The following is a 17,384-nucleotide window of genomic DNA, read 5'->3' as shown; positions in this document are numbered from 1 at the left end:
CGCCTCCTTTCCCGAAGTTGGGGGGATTCTAGCGCCCCCTTCCGGGAGGTGTCAACCCCGGGGTTCACGATTCCACCGGGTAGGACCCCAGAATCCGGAGTCGGAAACACCGTGCCTCCATGGCCTCCAGGGCTCGGGCCGCCTCGGGAGCCTCTGCGGGGCCCTGGAAGTCCACGCAGAAAAAGTACTCGAAGGGGTTCTCCGGAAGGGGGCGGGACTGGATCAGGGTCAGGTTCAGCCCCGCCTCCCTCAGGGGGTCCAGGGCGTCCAGCAGGGTCCCGGGGCGATGGGGCACCGTGAAGAGCAGGGAGGTCTTGCGGGGGTTCCCCTCCGGGGCTTGCCCCGTCCCCAGGACCCAGAAGCGCGTGGCGTTGTGGGGGTGGTCCTGGACGTCCCGGGCCAGTACCGTCAGGCCCCGAAGCCCCGCCGCCTCCCGGGAGCAGAGACACGCCGTCCCGGGGGTGCGGGCGGCCCGCTCCGCCGCCCCGCTGGTGCTGGCCTCGGGGATCTGGGGCGTTCCGGGCAGGTGTCCCGCCAGCCAGAGGCGGCACTGGGCCAGGGCCTGAGGGTGGGAGTGCACCTCCCGGATCCGATCCAGGGCGGGTTCCCGGGAGGCCAGGACGTGGCGCACCGGCAGCCGAAGCTCCCGCAGCACCCGAACCTCCGGGGCGGCTCGGGAGAAGGCGTCCAGGGTGGGCAGCACCGTTCCCTCCAGGGTGTTTTCCACGGGCACCACCCCCAGGGCGGCGCTTCCCTCCTCCAGGGCCCGGAACACCGAGGGCAGGTCCGGCTGAAGCGCCAGGTTCGTCCCGTGCCCCAGGGCCCGCAGGGCCGCGGCGTGGGAGAAGGAACCCTCCGGTCCCAGGCAGGCGGCGGAGAGGTGCCTCTGAACCCCCCGGCACAGGGAGATGACCTCCCGGTGGACCGCCCCCAGGGCCTCCGGGTCCAGGTCGGGGTGTCGGGCCTGGAGGTTTCGGAGGATCCGGGCTTCCCTCGCCGGGTCGTAGGTCGGACCGTCTCCCTTGGCCGCCCCGATCTCCCGGGCCGTCTCGGCCCGCCGTTCCAGCAGGACCGCCAGCGCCTCGTCCAGCTCGTCGATCCGCTCCCTCAGCGCGCGAAGCCTGACCTCGTCCATGGGAACCCCTCCTCGGTGGAGAGCAGGGTACCCCAAGGGGGACGTTTCTCCAAGAGGGGAGTTTTTTGTCCCTTCTTTGGTTGACAAATCGACGGGAGTGCCTAAAATGTCCTCTCAATACGGCCCGGGGCTCAGCCCGCGAGCCGGAATCCGTGAGGAAGGAGGGAGTTGGATGACGGTGACCAAGGGAGCGGCGCGGGACAAGGGGCTCGGATTCTTGGGTTATTTTGCGTTTCGCGACGGCCAGTGGCGGTTTTATTACGCCAGTGGTCCGATCACCCGTGGGAATCCGTCGAAGGCTCCTTCGCCCCCCGCCGGGGACTGACGCGACCCCCCGGTGATCCGGGGAGAGAAGAGAAAGCAGCAAAAGGCCGGACTCGGGTTTCCATCCCGGGGCCGGCCTTTTTGCGTGGAGTGGAGACGAGGAGGGGTTTTCATGTTGGTGGTGCAGATGGAGGGTTCCTGCGGCGGTCTGGATGTGGCCCGGGTGTGTGACGCCCTGGAGAGGCAAGGACGGTCCGCCCGGGTGGTCCCCTGGCAGGGTGGCTTCTGCGTGGTGGCCCAGGGAGGACGGGAGGGAGCGGGGGCCTTGGCTTCCTGCGGCGGGGTCCGAAGGGTGACCGGGACGACCTGCTCCTTCCCCTTGGCCAGCCGGGAGGTGTTCCCCGGGACCACGTCGGTGGAGCTGGCCCCGGGGGTGGTCTTGGGGGACGGATCCCTGACGGTGATGGCGGGACCCTGCGCCGTGGAGAGTCGGGAACAGATGCTGCGCACCGCCCGAGGGGTGAAGGCGTCGGGGGCCCGTGCCCTCCGAGGGGGAGCCTTCAAGCCCCGCAGCAACCCCTACGCCTTCCAGGGTCTGGGGAGCGAGGGCATCGCCCTGCTGATGGAGGCGCGGCGAGCCACGGGGCTGCCGGTGGTGACGGAGGTGATGGCCCCGGAGGACGTGGAGTGGCTGGCTCCCCACGTGGACGTCCTCCAGGTGGGCACCCGGAACATGCAGAACTACAGCCTCCTGAAGGCCCTGGGCTCGGTGGACCGACCGGTGCTGCTGAAGCGGGGCATGGCCGCCACGGTGGACGAGTGGCTCCAGGCGGCGGAGTACATCCTGGCGGGGGGCAACCAGCGGGTGGTGCTCTGCGAGCGGGGGATCCGCAGCTTCGATCGGAGCACCCGGAACACCCTGGACCTGAGCGTGGTGCCCCTGGTGAAGTCCCTGAGCCACCTTCCCGTGGTGGTGGACCCCAGTCACGCCACGGGGCGTCGGGAGCTGGTGGCCCCCATGAGCCTGGCGGCGGTGGCGGCGGGGGCGGACGGTCTCATCCTGGAGGTGCACGCCCGGCCGGAGGAGGCCCTCTGCGACGGTCCCCAGTCCCTGGACCTGGACCAGTTCGACGCCCTCATGAAGGCCCTGAGTCGACTCCACGGGGCCCTGGGGGAGGAGGAGGACCCGTGCTTGCGGGTTGCCAGGTAGGGATCTGCGGGGTGGGGCTGCTGGGGGGATCTGTGGCGGCCCGACTCTCCTCCCGGGGGATGACGGTCCGGGGTTGGGACCCGGACCCGGAGGTTCTGGACTTCGCCCGGGAACGGGGGTACCTGGCGGAGGGGACGGACTCCCCGGAGGCCCTGGCTCAGGCGTCGGACCTGCTGGTGCTGGCGGCCCCCCTGGGGCAGCTCGGAGAGGCGGGGCGTCTCCTGGCGGCGGGAAGTGGGGAGGCCCTGAAGGGGGTCTTCGATGTGGGCAGTTCCAAGGTCGCGGTGGGGAGGGAGCTGGCGGCGCTCTGGGGGGACCGGTACGCGGGGCTGCACCCCCTGGCGGGGCGGGAAGGGGGCACGGTGCGTCGGGCCTCGGCGGATCTCTTCGAGGGGTGTCTGTGCGCCCTGGTGCCCTTCCCCGACACGGCTCGGGAGGTGCGGGACCTGGGGAGGGAACTGGGAGAGGCCCTGGGGGCCCGGGTGCAGGAGATGGGGCCGGCGGAGCATGACGCTCTGGCCGCCTGGGGAAGCCACCTGCCCCTGCTGGCCGCGTCGGCCCTGGCCCTGGCGGCGGAGGAGGGACGGCGGGAACACCCCGACCTGCCTCCCCTGGCGGCGGGGGGCTACCGGGACGGGACCCGGATGGCCGAGAGCCCCCCCTGGCTGCTGGCGGACCTGTGGGAGACCAACGGGGTGGAGCTGCGTCGGGCCCTGGATCGCTACATCGTGGTGCTGGAGGCGTTTCGGGATCTCGCGCCGCAGGATGTCTGGGCGTGGGCGGAGCGGGCCCGAGAGGCCCGAAGAAGGATCATGGGGGAGATCCCCGGGAGGTGGAGGGCATGAAGGATCGGGATGTGACGGTGGCCCCCCGGGGCGTTCTTCGGGGGATGCGGGAGGTGCCGGGGGACAAGTCCGTTTCCCACCGGGCGGCCCTGATGGGAGCCCTTTCCCGGGAAGGGGTGGAGGTGGAGGGCTTCGCCCCCGGGGCGGACTGCGCCAGCACCCTTCGCTGCCTGGAAGCCCTGGGGGCTCGGGTCCAGCGTCGGGGGGACCGGGTTCGGGTGGCCCGAGGAGAAGGGCCCTTGGGGGCCGCGGCGGTTCTGGACGCGGGGAATTCCGGAACCACCGCCCGGCTCCTCTGCGGCCTGCTGGCGGGGCAACCGGGCACCTTCACGGTGATCCAGGGGGACGAGAGCTTGAGCCGCAGGCCCATGAGGCGGGTGGTGGACCCCCTGCGCACCCTGGGGGCCCGCATCGACGGCCGGGAGGGAGGCGGGCTGCTGCCCCTTTCCGTGCGGGGCACCAGCCTCAGCGGCGGGGTCTGCACCCCCGGCGCTCCCAGCGCCCAGGTGAAGAGCGCCCTGCTCCTGGCGGGACTGTCCGCCCGGGGCTCCGTGACGGTAGCGGAACCCCTGAAGACCCGGGACCACACGGAGATCCTGCTGGAGCACCTGGGGGTGCCCCTTCGCCGGGAGGGGGCCGCGGTGACGGTGTACCCCCTGGAGGATCTGCCCGGAGGGACCTGGAAGGTTCCCGGGGACTTCTCCTCCGCCGCCTTCTGGATCACCGCCGCCGCCCTGTTGCCGGAGGGGGACCTGACCCTGCCGGAGGTGGGGCTCAACCCCACCCGTACGGGGCTGCTCTCGGCCCTGGGGCGCATGGGCCTGGACTACGGCGTGACGGACCTGGCCCTCTCGGGAGGGGAACCCCTGGGGACCCTGCAGGTCCGTTCCTCCTCCCTGGAGGGGACGGTGGTGGATGCCCCGGAGATCCCCGCCCTGGTGGACGAGCTGCCGATCCTGGCGGTGGCGGCGGTCCGGGCGAAGGGGGTCACGGAGATCCGAGGGGCCCGGGAGCTGCGCTTCAAGGAGTGCGACCGCATCGCCGCCATGGCGGAGGGCCTTCGGACCCTGGGGGCGGAAGTGGAGGAGCGGGAGGACGGCTGGATCCTCCGGGGGCCCTGCCGCCTTCGGGGGGGGGAGGTGGACTCCTTCGGGGATCACCGGGTGGCCATGGCCCTGGGGGTGGCGGCCCTGACGGCGGAGGGGCCGGTGCGGATTCGGGGGGCGGCCTGTGCGGACATCTCCTACCCCGGGTTCTTCGAGGCCCTTTCGGAGGATACGGCGGGATGATCGGCCCTTCCACCCGCCTGGCGGCCCTCCTGGGGGACCCGGTGGATCACAGCCTTTCCCCCCGGATGCACAACGCCGCCTTCCGACACCTGGGGCTGGACTGTCGCTACCTGGCCTTTCGGGTCTCGGGGGAACGCTTCGAGGAGGCCCTGCGGGGCCTGGGGGCTCTGGGGGCCCTGGGGGCCAACGTCACGGTGCCTCACAAGGAGCGGGCCCGCCGGGTCGTGGATGCCCTGGACGAGGATGCCCGGGCCTGCGGGGCGGTGAACCTGGTGCTCTTCCGCCGGAACGGGAGCGCCGCCTGGGGGGCCAACACGGACGTGGCGGGTCTTCGGGCCACCCTGGACGAGCTTCCTCCCCCTCGCCGGGAGGGGGCCCTGCTCCTGGGAGCGGGGGGAGCGGCCCGGGCCGCCGCCCTGGCCCTGGCGGAGCGGACCGAAGGGAACCTCTGGGTGGCCGCCCGGAACCCGGAGCGGATCCGGGACCTGGAGGCCTCCCTGCCGGGTCTGGAGGGGCGCTGCCGCCCCCTGGCCTGGGGGGATCTGCCCCCGGAGCCCTGGGACCTGCTGGTCCAGGCGACCCCCCTGGGGCTTCCCTCCCGGCCCTGGGACGAGGCGTACCTGTCCCGTCTGTTGGACGCGGCGCCCTCCCGGGCCTTGGACCTGGCCTACCGCCCCGAGGGGCTCACGGAGTTGGAGGAGGCGTCCCGTCGCCGGGGGATCCCCGTGGCGTCGGGGCGGAGGCTTCTGCTCCACCAGGGGGTCGCCACGTTCCGCCTCCTCACGGATCGGGAGCCTCCCCTGGAGATCATGGAGCAGGCCCTGGAAGGGGGGGAGGCATCGTGACCCTTCGGTTTCTCACCTCCGGGGAGTCTCACGGCCGGGGGTACCTGACGGTGTTGGAGGGGTTTCCCTCGGGGCTGGCGGTGTCTCTGGAGAGGCTGCGGGAGGAGCTGGCCCGGCGCCGTCGGGGCTATGGCCGGGGTGCTCGGATGGGCCTGGAACGGGATGTCCTCGCCTGTTGGGGGGGGCTTCGGGATGGGTTCACCACCGGAGCGCCCCTGGGGTTCGTCCTGGAGAACACGGAGTGGGAGCAGTGGCGCCCCGTGCTGGACCCGCAAGGAGTGGACCCGGAACAGGCGGAGGCCCGGGGGGTCACCCGACCCCGTCCCGGTCACGGGGACCTGACGGGGTGTCTGAAGTACGGCCACGGGGAGGCGCGAAACGCCCTGGAACGGGCCAGCGCCCGGAGCACCGCCGCCTGGACCGTGGCGGGGACCGTGGCCCGGATCCTCCTGGAGGGACTGGGAGTTCGGGTGCGGGGGGCCGTGACGGGCCTGGGGGGGGTGGAGATCTCCCCTCCCGAGACGGAGGACCAGTGGCTTCGGGCCCGAGGTTCGGAGCTGGGCTGCCCCCGGGAGGAGGACGAGGCTCCCTGGCGGAGACGGGTGGATCAGGCCCGAGAGGGGGGGCAGACCCTGGGGGGGACCTTCCTAGTGTCCCTGACGGGGCTTCCCCCAGGGCTGGGATCCTTCGCGGAGTGGGACCGCCGTCTGGACGGGCGCCTCGCCGGGGCTCTCATGGCCGTCCCGGGGATCAAGGGGGTGGAGGTGGGGGATGGGTTCCGCCTGGCCGCCCTGGAGGGAGGGCAGGCCCATGACGAGATCTTCCCCGCCCCGGGAGGGTTCTGCCGCCGCACCAACCGGGCGGGGGGACTGGAGGGAGGCATGACCAACGGGGAGGAGGTGCTCCTCCGGTGCGCCATGAAGCCCATTCCCACCCTGGGGCGTCCCCTGCGGACCCTGGACCTGCGCACCCACGAGGCGGTGGAGGCGCAGGTGGAGCGGGGGGACGTGTGTGCCGTCCCCTCCGCCTGCGTGGTGGCGGAGGCCCTGGCGGCCTGGACGATGGCCTGTGCCGCGGCGGAGTGCTGCGGCGGCGACCGGATGGAGGAGCTGGCGGGACGTTTCGAGGAACTCCGGGAACGGGGGAGGTGGGAACGATGAGGCGAAGGAACCTGTACCTGGGGGGCTTCATGGGGTCGGGGAAGACGACCGTGGGGCGATGCCTGGGAGAACAGGCCGGGCGGCCCTTCCTGGACCTGGACGAGCTGGCGGAGGCCCGGACGGGTTTTCCCGTAGCGGAGCTGTTCCGACGTCGGGGGGAAGAGGCCTTCCGGCAGCTGGAATCGGAGCTTCTGGAGGAAGCGGCGGCCCTGGAGGGGTGCGTGGTGGCCCTGGGGGGCGGCGCCCTGTTGCGGGAGGAGAACCGGGCCCTCCTGACCGGGGGGACCCTGGCGATCCTGGAGGTGTCCCCGGAGGAGGCGGCCCGCCGAACGGCCCGGGAGGCGGGACGACGACCCCTGCTGGACCGGGGAAACCTGGAGGACCTCTGGGCGCGCCGTAGGGGGCTGGAGCCTCCCGGGGACCTGCGCCTCCCCACGGACGGGAAGACCCCGGAGGACCTGGCCCGGGAGCTGGCGAAACTCCTGGGGTGGGACAGCCCTGCCCCGCCCTCCCCGGCTCGGCCTCTGGGTTCCCAGGGGTGCCGGGTCCTGGTGGGCCGGGGGGTCCTGGTGGCCCTGGAGGGGTTGCTGGCGGAGCAGGGGCTGGATCTTCCCTTCGGGGTGGCAGACCGGATCACCGGCCCCCTCTACGCCTCCCGCCTGGGGGCGCACCGGGGGCTGTTCCTTCTGCCCCGGGGGGAGGCGGCCAAGACGCCGGAGCGGGTGACGGCGCTCCATCGGGCCCTGGCCCGGGCCGGGGTGGACCGGGGGCGGGGCCCTGGTCGCCCTGGGAGGCGGGACGGTGGGGGACGCGGCGGGGTACGCCGCCGCCACCTGGATGCGGGGCATCGATCTGGTGCAGTGTCCCACCACCCTGCTGGCCCAGGTGGACAGCTCCCTGGGGGGGAAGGTGGGGGTGGACCTGCCGGAGGGGAAGAACCTGGTGGGGGCCTTCCACCTGCCTCGGATGGTGGTGGCGGACGTGGAATGCCTCCTCACCCAGGCCTGGGGGGATTTCCGCCAGGGACTGGCGGAGGCGGTGAAGGTGGCCCTGGGGGAGGACCCGCCCCTTCTGGGCTGGATGGAGGAACACCGGGAGGGGATCCTCCGTCGGGATCTCCAGACCCTGGAGGAACTGGTGGCCCGTTGCGTCGCCCTCAAGCTGGGGGTGACGGAGGAGGACTTTCGGGAGCGCACCGGGGCCCGGGCGCGGCTGAACCTGGGCCACACGGTGGGACACGGCCTGGAGGCCGCCTCGGGGTACCGGGGCTGGAGCCACGGGGACGGGGTGGCGGTGGGGCTGGTGGTGGTGGCCCGGCTGGCCTGCCGCCGGGGCCTCCTGGATGAGGGGATGCTGACGCGGCTTGTGGCTCTGTTGGAGGGCTTCGGCCTGCCCACCCTCCCGGACCGACCCTGGGAGGACCTGCTTCCCCACGTGGAACGGGACAAGAAGTTCGTCGCCGGAGCCCCCCGGCTGGTGCTGCCCCGGGGGGGCCAGCGGTGCGTCCTGCGGGAGGACGTGCCCCTGGAGGAGCTGGGAGAGGTCTACGAGGAGGTGCGGGCGTGGGGACGCGTCGGTTCCTCGTGCTGAACGGCCCCAACCTGAACCTGCTGGGGGAGCGGGAGCCGGAGGTGTACGGCTCCGTCACCCTGGAGGAGGTGGAGGTCCGATGCCGTCGATGGGGGGAGGAGCGGGGGGTGGAGCTGCGCTTCGCCCAGAGCAACCACGAGGGGGTCCTGCTGGACCGGCTCCAGGAGGCCCGTCGGGACTGCGCCGGGGGGGTGTTCAACCCCGGGGCCTACACCCACACCAGCGTGGCCCTGCGGGACTGCGTGGCGGCCCTGCGGATTCCCGTGGTGGAGGTGCACCTTTCCAACACCCACGCCCGGGAGCCCTTCCGCCGCCGAAGTCTCCTGGCCCCGGTGGCGGCGGGGCGGGTGGAGGGCTTCGGCGCGGCGGGGTACCTGCTGGCCCTGGAGGGGCTCCTGGGGATCCTCCGGGAGAGGGGGCTCTAGACCCGGGGGTTCTTCTTCATGGAGAGGGAAAGACGCCGTCGGGGCAGGTCCACCCCCAGCACCGTCACGGAGACCCGCTGCCCCGGGCGGACCGCCTCGGAGGGGTCCTTCACGTACTTGTCCGAAAGGTGGCTCAGGTGTACCAGCCCGTCCTGGTGGACCCCCACGTCCACGAAGGCCCCGAAGGCGGTGACGTTGGTCACCACCCCGGGAAGGGTCATCCCCGGGGCCAGGTCCTCCAGGGTCCGCAGGTTCGGATCGAAGGCCAGGGGCTCGAAGGCCCGCCTCGGGTCCCGCCCGGGCTTGTCCAGCTCCGTCAGGATGTCCCGCAGGGTGGGCAGCCCCGCCTCGGGGCCCACGTAGCGGTTCGGGTCGATGCGCTCCCGGAGGGACCGGTCCGCCAGCAGGTCCCCCACGGAGCAGTCCAGATCCCGGGCCATCCGGTCCACCAGGGGGTAGTGCTCCGGGTGCACCGCGCTGCCGTCCAGGGGATCCGCCCCTCCCCGGATGCGCAGGAACCCCGCGGCCTGCTGGAAGGCCTTGGGCCCCAGGCGGGGGACCTTCTTCAGGTCCTGCCGGGTCCGGAAGGGCCCGGAGGCCTCCCGGAACGCCACCACCTGGGCCGCCAGGGCGGGGGAAAGGCCGGAGACGTAGGAGAGGAGCTGTCGGCTGGCGCTGTTCACCTCCACCCCCACGGCGTTGACGCAGGACACCACCACGTCGTCCAGGGACTGGCGCAGCAGCTTGGGGTCCACGTCGTGCTGGTACTGTCCCACCCCCAGGGACTTCGGGTCGATCTTCACCAGTTCCGCCAGGGGATCCTGGAGGCGCCGTCCGATGGACACGGAGCCCCGCACCGTCACGTCCTGGTCCGGGAACTCCTCCCGGGCCGCCTCGGAGGCGGAGTACACCGAGGCCCCCTGCTCGCTCACCGACACCACCACGGGATTTCCGGGCAGGTCCAGCTCCCGGAGGAAGTCCTCCGCCTCCCGGCCTCCCGTGCCGTTGCCCACCGCCACCGCCTCCGCGGGATGGCGGCGTAGCAGGTCCCGGATCGTCCGGGCCCCCTCCTCCCGCCCCCGAGGGGTGTGGAGGTACACCACCTCCGAGGCCAAAAGCCGACCCTGGGGGTCCAGGCAGGTGAGCTTGCACCCCGTGCGCACCCCCGGGTCCACCGCCAGCACCGCCCTCTGTCCCAGGGGAGAATCCAGCAGCACCTCCCGCACGTTCCGGGCGAAGACCTCCACGGACTTCCGGTCCGCCAGAGCCTTCAGGACGTTCCGCAGCTCCGTCTCCATGGAGGGGGCGGCCAGACGGTCATAGCCGTCCCGACAGGCGGCGCGCACCTGGTCCGCCCCCGCCCCCGGGGCGGCGACGAAGAGCCCTTCCAGCACCCGCTGCCCCTCCTCCTGAGGAGGCCGGAAGGACAGGGACAGGACCCCCTCCTTCTCCCCCCGCAGCAGCGCCAGGATCCGGTGGGGTGGGGCGGACCGGGCGGGCTCGGTCCAGTCGAAGTAATCCCGGTACTTGGCCCCCTCCTCCTCCTTGCCCTTGGCCACCCGGGAGCGCACCTCCCCCCGCCGCACGAAGAGACCCCGGAGGATCCCCCGGGCCTTGGGGTTTTCCGCCGCCCGCTCCGCCACGATGTCCCGGGCCCCCGCCAGGGCCTCCTCCCGGTCCGGCACCCCCTTCTCCGGGGCCACGAAGGCCTCCGCCTCCCCGGGGTCGAAGGGGCGCCCTCCCGAGGCCGCCTCCAGCAGGCGATCCGCCAGGGGGGCCAGCCCTCTCTCCTGGGCGATGAGGGCTCGGGTGCGCCGCTTGGGACGGAAGGGAAGGTACAGGTCCTCCAGTCGGGCCTTGGAGGCGGCCCCTTCCAGGGCGGCCTTCAGGTCCTCCGTCAGCAGCCCCCGCTCCTCCAGGGAGGCCAGGACCGCCTCCCGGCGCTTGTCCAGTTCCTCCATCTGCTCCAACCGGTCCCGCACCGTGGCCAGGGCCACCTCGTCCAGGCAGTCCGTGGCCTCCTTGCGGTAGCGGGCGATGAAGGGGATGGTGCAGCCCTGGGAGAACAGCTCCGCCGCCGCCCGAACCTGCTCGGGCCGCAGCTTCGTCTCCTCCGCCAGCAGGGCGATGTGTCTGGGGTTCATGCGAGAAACCTCCTCCTGTCGTTCCGTGGGTGTCGGGAGGCGGGATGCCTCCTGACACGGCCTGTAGCATACCCCGGTCCCGGGGGAGGAGGAAAGGCCGGTCCTCCGTCGCGGGCCTACGGGGTGGAGGGGAGAGCGGTTTCCCGCCCTTTCAGGAACCGCATCTCCGAGAGGAAGAAGGCCCCGGTGAGCAGGGTGGAGAAGAGGTCCGCCAGGGGGAAGGAGATCCACACCCCCAGGAGCCCGAAGAACGGGGGCAGCAGGACCAGCAGGGGGATGAGCAGCAGCACCTGCCGGGCCAGGGAGAGGAGCAGGGCGGGGCGAGCCTTCCCCAGGGCCTGGAACGTGGCGGCCCCCACGGTCTGAAAGCCCACGCAGAAGAAGCCCAGGGTCATGGTGCGCATCATGGGTTCCCCCAGGGCGAGGAGCCCCGGCTCGGAGGAGAAGAGGCGCAGGATGGGCCCGGGAGCGGCCAGGAGGATCAGCCAGACCAGCCCGGAGAAGAGGGTGGCGCCCTGGGCAGAGATCAGGGTGGCCTTGCGGGCTCGTCGGTAGAGCCCCGCGCCGTAGTTGAACCCCAGGACGGGCTGGAGCCCCTGGGCCAGGCCGATGAGGGGCATGAAGAGGAGGGTGAGGACCCGGCTGATGATGCCGTAGGCCGCCACCGCCGTGGAGGATCCGTAGACCCCCAGGGCTCGCACCGCAAGGCCGATCATCAGGCCGTTGGCCCCCAGCCGCGCTCCCTCGGAGAGGCCCACAGCCAGAATCTCCCGCAGCAAATCCCCCCGGAGCCGGAGATGCCCCGGCCGGATGCGGAGGGCCGTGCGCCCCGTCAGGTAGACGTAGCCCAGCCAGACCACCACCGTCCCCTGGGCGATGACGGTGGCCCAGGCGGCCCCGGCGATGCCCCAACGGAAGACGAAGAGGAACAGGGGATCCAGGATCAGGTTCACCGCCGCCGAGACCAGCATGCTGGTCATGGCCAGGCGGGCCTTTCCCTCCGCTCGGAGGGAGTAGTTCAGCCCCACTCCGGTGAAGAGCAGGGGCGTGCCGTAGAAGAGGATCCGGGTGTACTCCTCCGCGTAGGGCTGTACTTCCGGGGCGGTCTTCAGCAGCCGGAGAAGGGGATCCAGGGTCCCGAGTCCCAGGATCAGGGTGGCCGGGCCGAGGAGCAGGGAGAGGGCGACCAGGTTTCCCAGTGCCCCCTCCGCCCGCCCCGGGTTTCCCTCCCCCAGGGAGCGGGAGATGAGGGACGAGGCGCCCACGCCTCCCCAGGCGGTGAGGGCCGTGACCACCATCAGGATGGGAAAGGCCACGGCGGATCCGGCGAGCCCCAGGGCCCCCACCCCCCATCCGATGAACAGGGTGTCCACCACGTTGTAGGACGCGTGGACCAGCATCCCCACCACGCCGGGCAGGGAGAGGCGGAACAGGAGCGGACCGATGCGTTCCTGTCCCAGAAATGCGGTGTCCTGGATCAAGGAGAACCCCCCTTTAGGGAATTGACCAATGGTTCTAATTATGACCAGTGGTCATCTTTTGAGGTCATCCTAGATCCCTCTGGGAGCCCTGTCAAGGCGGAACGTCCCTCTTGGGACCGGGAGAGGTTCGCGGGTGCCCCCGGAAAACGGCCGATGCGCTCCCCGGGGGCTGTGGTACCCTTGTGTCGGTACGTTCCCGGTCCACCCCCCGACGGCGGGGATCCGGCCCATGGCGAGGATCCTCTGGTGCCCCGGGAGACCGGCGATACACGAAGAGGAGGTCCATCCCAAGATGAAGATCACTCGGTTCGTCCCCTCGGTCCTGTTCGGCGAGAACGCCTTCGACGACCTGAACGCCTGGATCGACAAGCTCTACCCGAATCCCCAACAGTACACCGTGTTCGTGGTGGATGCGGTGCATCGGACCACGGGGCTGCTCCAGCGGTTGCGCCCCGCCCCCCAGGACCTGGTGCTGGAGTTCGACGCCCCCTCCCACGAGCCCAAGACCTCCGACGTGGATGCCCTCCGGGATCGGATCGTCGCGGAGAAGGGGAGCGAGCTTCCCCGGGTGGTGGTGGGCATCGGCGGGGGATCCTCCATGGACGTGGCCAAGGCCATCTCCGTCATGCTGACCAACCCGGGGTCCTCCGCGGATTACCAGGGGTGGGACCTGGTGAAGCACCGGGGGGTGCCGAAGATCGCCGTCCCCACCCTATCCGGCACCGGGGCGGAGGCCACGCGCACCGCGGTCCTGACGGGGCCGGTGAAGAAGCTGGGCATCAACAGCGACTACAGCATGTACGACCACGCCCTCCTGGATCCGAAGCTCATCGAGACGGTGCCGGAGGAACAGGAGTTCTTCACGGGGATGGACAACTACATCCACTGCGTGGAGGCCTCCCACGGCAGCGCCATGAACGCCCTGGGGCGTCCCTTCGCCCTGGCGGCCAAGGCATCGGTGGAGAACTTCTTTCTCAAGGAGAAGAACTACGCCGACTTCATGGTGGGGTCCTACTTCGGGGGAAGCTCCATCGCCAACTCCTCCGTGGGGGTCTGCCACGCCCTCTCCTACGGGATCGCCTTCATCCTGGGGTATCGCCACGGCCTGGCCAACTGCATCGTCTTCAACCAGCTCGAGGAGTTCTACGGCGAAGACGTGCGGACCTTCAAGGCCATGGTGGAGCGGCACCGGGTCCAGCTCCCCAAGAGGGTCACGAAGGACGTGACGCCGGAGCAGTTCGAGAAGATGATTGCCCTGACCTACATGCTGGAGCGAGACCTGGTCAGCACCTTCGGCCCGGAGTTCAAGAAGGCCCTGCCCCCGGAGAAGATCCTGGAGCTTTACGGGAAGATGTAGCCTTTCCTAGGGTGAACGCGAAGGGGCCCCGCCGGATCCGGCGGGGCCCCTTCGCGTTGGGATCTTATTCCGAAAGGCCTTTTCCAGGAGAGGAATACAGTCAGACGATCCGCCCGCCCTCTGCCTCCTCCAACTCCCGGATCTGAGAAAGGACGAAGGGAAGGGTGAGGAGGGCCGAGAGCAGGTCCGACAGGGGGAAGGCGAGCCACACCCCCCAGAGGCCGCACCAGCGGGGAAGCAGAAGAAGGAGGGGCAGGAAGAGCAGCACCTGCCGGGAGAGGGAGAGGAACAGGGCGGGGCGGGCCTTTCCCAGGGCCTGAAAGGTCGCCGCTCCCAGGATCTGGAATCCCACGAGGAAGAACCCCAGGGTCATGGCCCGAAGGGATCGGCTTCCCAGGGCCAGCAGATCCTCGTGGGCCGTGAAGGGGGCCACCAGCAGGGAGGGGAAGACCAGGCAGAGGAACCACACCACGGCGGAGAAGGCCGTGGCGGCCTGCAGGGACAGGACCAGAACCTGCCTTGCCCGGCCGTGGAGTCCCGCTCCGTAGTTGTACCCCAGCAGGGGCATGAACCCTTGGGTCAGGCCGAAGAGGGGCATGAAGGCCAGGGAGAGGAGGCGGCTGACGATGCCGTAGGCCGCCACCGCCAGGGGGGATCCGTGGAGAGCCAGGGATCGGACCACCGCCCCCACCACGAGGGCGTTGGCGGAGATTCGGACCCATTCCGAGGTCCCCACGGCGGCGATCTCCCCCAGGAGGTTTCGGCGGAAGCGGAACTCCCGAGGGCGAAGCCGCAGGACGCTTGCCCCGGACCGGTAGTGCCTCAGGAGCCACAACACCAGGACCACCTGGGAGAGCACCGTGGCCCAGGCCGCCCCCGCCACTCCCCCGTGCAGGCCGAAGATGAAGAGAGGGTCCAGGACGAAATTCGCCCCTGCGGAGACCAGCATGGCGTGCATGGAGGTCCGGACGTCCCCCTCCGCCCGGACGGCGTGACTCAAAGCGATTCCCAGGATGAGGGCGGGGACCCCCAGGAGGATGATCCGCATGTAGGAACGGGCGTAGGGAAGGATCTCCCCGGATCCCCCTACCAGGGCGAGCAGGGGGTCCAGCCACGCCAGCCCCACCAGGGCGGTGGCGATGCCCAGGACCAGCGAGAGGGCTCCCAGAACGTCCAATGCTCCCTGGGCTCGGGGAAGGTCCCGCGCCCCCAGGGAGCGGGAGATGAGGGACTGGGCCCCCACGCCCCCGAAGGTGCCCATGGCCAGGATGAGGAGCTGGAGGGGGAAGGCCACGGCGGTGCCCGCCAACCCCAAGGGGCCCACCCCGCGTCCGATGAAGAAGGCGTCCACCACGTTGTAGGACGCCTGCACCAGCATCCCCACCACCCCGGGCAGGGAGAGGCGAAGCAGCAGCGGTCCCACGGGGTCTCGCCCCAAGGATTCGGTTCTTCGGTTCATGTCTTTCCCCCCTCAAGAGGGGGTAGCATACCTCCCCTGGCCTCTTCTGGAAAGGGGTCCCGGCCTATCGGGGGGCGGAGCGTTCCCCCAGGAAGGCCTCCACCTCCCGCCGGACGGGGATGGAGGGCTGCGCCCCCAGGCGGGTGCAGGCCAGAGCCCCCGCGTGGACCCCCCAGCGTACCGCCTCCTCCAGGGACGCTCCCTCCGCCAGGAGCACCGCGAAGGCCCCCACGAAGGTGTCCCCCGCGCCGGTGGTGTCCACCACCCGGACCTGGGGGGCCGGAACCCGTCCCCGTTCCTCCCGGGTCCGGTAGTAGGCCCCCTCGGCTCCCGCCGTGAGGACCACCCGGGGAACCCCTCGCTCCAGAATCCGTTCCAGGCCCTCCTCCGCTCCCTCCCGGCCGGAGCACTGGGCCAGCTCCACCCGGTTGAGCACCAGGGTATCCACCCGGTCCAGCACCTCCTGGGGCAGGGGTTGCCAGGGGGCGGGGTTGAGGATCGTGGGGACCCCACGGCTTCGGGCCAGGTCCAGTCCCTCCGCCACCGCGTCCAGGGGCACCTCCAGCTGGAAGAGGGCCGCCCCGGCTCCGTCGAAGAGCCGGGCGTCGGCGCGCAGGTCCTGGGGAGTGAGCCTCCCGTTGGCCCCGGGGGCCACCACGATGGCGTTGTCTCCCCCCGCCACGCTGATCTGAGCCACCCCTGTGGGGGCGTCGGGGCAGGCGTGGACCCCCGCCACCCCCACGCCCTCCCGCAGGAGGGACTCCAGGAGACGCCCCCCGAAGGGGTCGTCCCCCACCTTGCCCAGGTGGTCCACGGAGGCTCCCATGCGGGCGCAGGCCACGGACTGGTTGGCCCCCTTGCCTCCCTCGGCGGTGGAGAAGGGGCCCCCCAGGAGAGTCTCCCCCAGGGCGGGCAGCCGGGGGGTCTGCATCACCAGGTCCAGGTTCAGGGAACCCACCACCACGATGCGGGTCATGGATGCACTTCCTTTCCCTTGCGGGGTTGATCCGTCCCTTGACAGGTCCGATGCCCCGAAAGTAGCATACAAGCAAAGGATTGCGCAATCCTTTGCTTGTCCTTTTTTGGGGGTGAGGGATGGATGGCGACCATGAAGGACGTGGCGGATCGGTCGGGGGTTTCGGTGACCACGGTCTCCCACGTGCTGAACCAGACCCGATTCGTCAGCGAGGGGATCCGCCGGAAGGTGGAGGCGGCCATGGAGGAGCTGGGCTACCGGCCCAACGTGCTGGCCCGGGGCCTCCGGAAGGGGGAGGCCACCCTTCTGGGACTGGTGGTCCCCGACGCCACGAACCCCTATTTCGCCGAGATCGCCCGGGCGGTGGAGGATGCCTGCTACCAAGAGGGGTATGGACTCATCGTCTGCAGTTCCGCCGGGTGTCCCGACCGGGAGCGTCGGGCCGTGGAGGCCCTGGCGGCGAACCGGGTGGGAGGGCTGGCCCTGGTGAACGTGGGCATGTCGGAGCGCGAGGCGGCTATCTTCGACGGGCTGGACATCCCCCTGGTGATGCTGGACCGAGAGATCCCCGATTTTCCCGTGGATTCCATCCAGATCGACAACGTCCTGGGGGGCTGGCTCGCCTCCCGCCACCTGACGGAGCTGGGACATCGCCGGGTGGCCTGCATCACCGGGCCCTCCCAGGTGACCCCCAGCGCGGACCGGGTCCTGGGGTACCGCCAGGCCCTGGAGGAGGCGGGCATCCCCTGGGATCCGGAACTGGTCCGGGCGGGGGACTTCACCCCCGTGACGAGCTACGGGATCGCCCGGGAGCTTTTGAACCATCCCGATCCTCCCACGGCGATCTTCGCCTGCAACGACCTCATGGCCTTCGGGGTGGTGGGGGCGGCCGCGGAGGCGGGGCTTTCGGTCCCCGGGGATCTCTCCGTGGCGGGTTTCGACGACATCCACCTGGCGGCCTATTTCAACCCCCCTCTCACCACGGTGGCGCAGCCCCGGGCGGAGATGGGGACGGCGGCGGTTCGGATCCTCCTGGAGCGCATGCGGGATCGATCCCTGCCTCGACGCAGGCCGGTGCTGATGAATCCTACTCTGGTGGTCAGACGTTCCACGGGGCCTCGTCCGGGGGGTGGTTCCCGGGCTTAGGGAGGAAGGGACGCGCAGGAGCGTTGCGGGGAGGTCGTTGGGGATAGCTTTGGAACGA

The 17,384-nt window shown here is 71.1% G+C and carries 15 protein-coding genes and 1 pseudogene; 11 read left to right on the top strand and 5 right to left on the bottom strand.

The annotated features are described in order from the left end of the window. Nucleotides 1-64 precede the first annotated feature (64 nt). Nucleotides 65-1,135: a prephenate dehydratase gene (pheA, locus tag APAU_RS08855; protein WP_006301394.1), complete on the bottom strand. Its 1,071-nt coding sequence runs from the start codon at nt 1,133-1,135 to the stop codon at nt 65-67. A 172-nt stretch (nt 1,136-1,307) separates the two neighbouring features. Between pheA and APAU_RS13345 the strand changes: the two genes are divergently transcribed. From APAU_RS13345 to aroQ, 9 genes and pseudogenes are all read left to right on the top strand, one after another. Beyond that, nucleotides 1,308-1,460 (top strand): hypothetical protein, encoded by a 153-nt coding sequence (locus tag APAU_RS13345; RefSeq protein WP_006301393.1) that lies wholly within the window; start codon nt 1,308-1,310, stop codon nt 1,458-1,460. Between the two features lie 111 nt (nt 1,461-1,571). Then, nucleotides 1,572-2,609: a 3-deoxy-7-phosphoheptulonate synthase gene (aroF, locus tag APAU_RS08850; RefSeq protein ID WP_006301392.1), complete on the top strand. Its 1,038-nt coding sequence runs from the start codon at nt 1,572-1,574 to the stop codon at nt 2,607-2,609. Next, complete coding sequence (locus tag APAU_RS08845) at nt 2,588-3,454, top strand: prephenate dehydrogenase (RefSeq protein WP_006301391.1); 867 nt, start codon at nt 2,588-2,590, stop codon at nt 3,452-3,454. The genes aroF and APAU_RS08845 overlap by 22 nt, the downstream gene beginning before the upstream one ends. Beyond that, complete coding sequence (aroA, locus tag APAU_RS08840) at nt 3,451-4,743, top strand: 3-phosphoshikimate 1-carboxyvinyltransferase (protein ID WP_006301390.1); 1,293 nt, start codon at nt 3,451-3,453, stop codon at nt 4,741-4,743. The genes APAU_RS08845 and aroA overlap by 4 nt, the downstream gene beginning before the upstream one ends. Next, a complete protein-coding gene (locus APAU_RS08835; RefSeq protein ID WP_006301389.1) occupies nt 4,740-5,588 on the top strand; it encodes a shikimate dehydrogenase family protein in 849 nt (282 codons plus the stop codon). Before aroA ends, APAU_RS08835 begins: the two co-directional genes overlap by 4 nt. Further along, the gene (gene aroC / locus APAU_RS08830) at nt 5,585-6,748 is read left to right on the top strand and encodes a chorismate synthase (RefSeq protein WP_006301388.1); all 1,164 of its coding nucleotides are present in this window, start codon (nt 5,585-5,587) and stop codon (nt 6,746-6,748) included. The genes APAU_RS08835 and aroC overlap by 4 nt, the downstream gene beginning before the upstream one ends. Continuing rightward, nucleotides 6,745-7,164, top strand: a pseudogene (locus APAU_RS13550) (shikimate kinase); the annotation flags it as partial. The gene aroC and the pseudogene APAU_RS13550, both read left to right, overlap by 4 nt. A gap of 385 nt (nt 7,165-7,549) precedes the next feature. Next, entirely contained in the window at nt 7,550-8,338 is a 789-nt protein-coding gene (locus APAU_RS08825) for a 3-dehydroquinate synthase family protein (RefSeq protein ID WP_050792502.1), read from the top strand. Next, a complete protein-coding gene (gene aroQ, locus APAU_RS08820; RefSeq protein WP_006301387.1) occupies nt 8,311-8,763 on the top strand; it encodes a type II 3-dehydroquinate dehydratase in 453 nt (150 codons plus the stop codon). Before APAU_RS08825 ends, aroQ begins: the two co-directional genes overlap by 28 nt. Here the strand turns inward: aroQ and APAU_RS08815 are convergent. Both APAU_RS08815 and APAU_RS08810 read right to left on the bottom strand, forming a co-directional pair. Beyond that, a complete protein-coding gene (locus APAU_RS08815; protein WP_006301386.1) occupies nt 8,760-10,907 on the bottom strand; it encodes a Tex family protein in 2,148 nt (715 codons plus the stop codon). The genes aroQ and APAU_RS08815 overlap by 4 nt on opposite strands. A gap of 116 nt (nt 10,908-11,023) precedes the next feature. Continuing rightward, on the bottom strand, nt 11,024-12,388 hold the full coding sequence (locus tag APAU_RS08810; protein WP_006301385.1) for an MATE family efflux transporter: 1,365 nt from the start codon (nt 12,386-12,388) through the stop codon (nt 11,024-11,026). Nucleotides 12,389-12,680: 292 nt separating this feature from the next. On the opposite strand from APAU_RS08810, the gene APAU_RS08805 reads away from it, so the two are divergent. Further along, the gene (locus APAU_RS08805; protein ID WP_006301384.1) at nt 12,681-13,745 is read left to right on the top strand and encodes an iron-containing alcohol dehydrogenase family protein; all 1,065 of its coding nucleotides are present in this window, start codon (nt 12,681-12,683) and stop codon (nt 13,743-13,745) included. A 100-nt stretch (nt 13,746-13,845) separates the two neighbouring features. Here the strand turns inward: APAU_RS08805 and APAU_RS08800 are convergent, their stop codons facing one another. Together APAU_RS08800 and rbsK are read right to left on the bottom strand one after the other, a co-directional pair. After that, complete coding sequence (locus APAU_RS08800; protein WP_006301383.1) at nt 13,846-15,204, bottom strand: MATE family efflux transporter; 1,359 nt, start codon at nt 15,202-15,204, stop codon at nt 13,846-13,848. 64 nt (nt 15,205-15,268) lie between these two features. Beyond that, nucleotides 15,269-16,180, bottom strand: a complete 912-nt coding sequence (gene rbsK / locus APAU_RS08795) for a ribokinase (protein WP_006301382.1) — start codon at nt 16,178-16,180, stop codon at nt 15,269-15,271. A gap of 123 nt (nt 16,181-16,303) precedes the next feature. Between rbsK and APAU_RS08790 the strand changes: the two genes are divergently transcribed. Further along, entirely contained in the window at nt 16,304-17,326 is a 1,023-nt protein-coding gene (locus tag APAU_RS08790) for a LacI family DNA-binding transcriptional regulator (RefSeq protein ID WP_006301381.1), read from the top strand. Nucleotides 17,327-17,384: the final 58 nt, after the last annotated feature.

Origin of the sequence: Aminomonas paucivorans DSM 12260 (assembly GCF_000165795.1) — a bacterium.
Taxonomy (GTDB): Bacteria; Synergistota; Synergistia; order Synergistales; family Synergistaceae; genus Aminomonas; species Aminomonas paucivorans.
The sequence above is the reverse complement of the archived record's forward strand: the minus strand, read 5'-3'. Positions and strand labels throughout refer to the sequence as shown.